This is a genomic window from Synechococcus sp. R55.7, assembly GCF_047461955.1.
Classification (GTDB): Bacteria; Cyanobacteriota; Cyanobacteriia; order Thermostichales; family Thermostichaceae; genus Thermostichus.
In genome coordinates this window covers 2111-4395 of the sequence record NZ_JANSIC010000218.1, presented here as the reverse complement: position 1 = coordinate 4395, position 2285 = coordinate 2111, and the positions used below count along the sequence as shown (strand labels likewise).

Annotated in this window: 1 protein-coding gene and 1 riboswitch; the gene reads left to right on the top strand. The window is 56.9% G+C overall.

Going from position 1 to position 2285, the window contains the following annotated elements; translation table 11 throughout:
• Window positions 1-223 precede the first annotated feature (223 nt).
• Window positions 224-376: riboswitch (cobalamin riboswitch) on the top strand.
• 41 nt (window positions 377-417) lie between these two features.
• Window positions 418-2285, top strand: a 1868-nt coding sequence (locus tag NW820_RS10535; protein WP_414407453.1) for a TonB-dependent receptor plug domain-containing protein, incomplete at its 3' end; no start/stop codon positions are given.

Here is a 2285-nt window from a genome sequence, read left to right as displayed (position 1 = left end):
AAGGGATCCCTGGGCCTCGCGATCTGGAGTAGCAGCGGGCTATCCTTCAACTGCTTACAAAGCAGTGAAGAAATCTGGCCTAAATGGGATGTGGCCCATCCGAAGCCCTGGGATTGCCGTTGGGATCCCGTTCACCCCTGGGGATGACATCCCCCCTGGCAGGATAGGAACTCCAGAGCAGGGGATGTATGATGCCTAGCACGGCTTTTTCGGAGCAATCGCAGAGAAAGCTGTACCGACAGGTTGTCCTGGGGATCAGCCAGGGCATGTAAAGGGGAAAGTCCGGTGCAAATCCGGCGCTGTGCCGCAACTGTGATGGGCTTGGGCTAGACCCATGCCCTCAGTCAGGATGCCCGCCTGCGGTTTTGGCTCGCATTTCTTCCGCGTCGCACGGAATCAGGAGCTTCAAGAAAGAAAATGAATCCCATTCTAGGTCTCAGCCTGGCGCTGGGGGGTCTTGTTTTGGGGATCCCAGCGTGGGCGCAGCCGGCAGCTTCCCCGCCCTCAGCTCAAGAGGTTTTGGAAACCGGCGTTAGCGCCGAGATTTTAAATCAACCCGTCACCACGCCTTTTCGTCGCCCCGGCTTGCTGCGGGATTCTTCCCGCCCGGTTTACGTCGTTACCCGCCAGCAAATTCGAGAGCAAGGGGCAAGAACCGTTCAGGAGGCCCTGCGCTACCTGCCCGGGATCCTCAGCGACGGCACGGCAGGAACCCAGTTGGGAGCCCTTAGCTCCCAGTTTATGCGGGGAGGACGAACGGCCCAGGTGTTGGTGCTCTTGGATGGCCGCCCCATTAACGACCTGGGCTTTTTTGGCGGGTTCGATCTGTCTCAGATCACTACAGATGTGGTCGAGCGTATTGAGATCTCTCCAGGTGGGGGCTCCACCTTATACGGCTCCGATGCCGTTGGCGGGGTCATCAACATCGTGACGCTGGATCCAAAGCCGGGATCCGAGACCGTGCTGGAAGCGGCTATCGGCAGCTACGGCCTCAACGAGCAAGGGATCCAAAACCGCGGCCAGGTGCAGGATCTGGGCTGGGTGGTCAGCTATCGCCGTCTGCAGAGCAACAACGACTTTCCTTTTGAAATTAGGCGTTTGGGCAAAGCCGGCAGGCGGGAAAACTCGGCGGTGGAGTACCACAACCTACAAGCCAAGCTCACCTGGCAATTGGCAGAAGGCCAAGTCCTAACCGGAAATGCCCTTTATCTCAACAAAGCGTTTCAGGTGCCTGGCAGCACCGAGTTTCCCTCCCCCGATGCAGGGCAAAACACCAACGACCTGCTGTTAGATCTCAGTTGGCTGTGGGATCAAGAGAGGGGATCCCTGCAAGCTAGGGTATTTTTTGACGACCTCAACTATCGCTTCAGCGCCCCACAAAGCCAGGGATCCCGGGATGAGATCCTGCGAACGGGGTGGGGATCCCAACTGCAATACACCTGGAAGGCTGCTGAAAACCTGGAGCTTACTCTAGGAGCAGACTACCGATCCATTTCAGCTCGCAACACCACCTTCTCCTTTGCCAGGGGATCCACCAATGTCAACTACGACAATACCGTGAACCAAGGGGCCCTCTTTGCCCGCCTGGATTACAAGCCACAGCCCAACTTTTATCTCAACTTAGGTGTTCGCCAAGATTCGAGCAATCTGGTCAACGGTTCGGCCACCTCTCCTGCCGCAGGGATCCGCTGGGTTTTGGCAGAAGGCACCACCCTGAGGGCCAATTATGCCGGCAGCTTTCGCACTCCCTTGATCTCAAACTTATTCTTTCGTTTGCGGGGCTTTTTTGAGGTAGATGGGAACCCCAATTTGCGACCGGAGCGGGGAGAGAGTTTTGACATTGGCCTGGATCAGGCTTTGGGAGATTTTGGCCTGCTGCGCTTGACCTTTGCCCATAACCGCATCCGCGATGGCATTACCTTTGTCAGCACTGGCCCGCGCAGGGGAACCTACGAAAACATTGAGCTCGTGGAATACACGGGCTTGGAAGCAGCCCTGGATTTGCGATTGGGGGAAAACTGGACTCTTTTTGCCAACTACACCCTGAACGATCCCATCATCCGCTCGGCGCTGGATCCCAAAGCGGTTGGCAAACAGCTAGCCTTCGTGGGAGCAGACAGCTTCAACCTGGGCCTGAGCTACCGCGATGCAGAGGATCGGTATGCCTCAGTTTTCCTGCATCACATTGGCACTTTCTTTACCAACAACGCCAATACCCAATCTCTGCCCGGCTACACCAACCTGGCTCTGCGGGGAGGGATCCCGGTTGCAGAAAATCTCGCTCT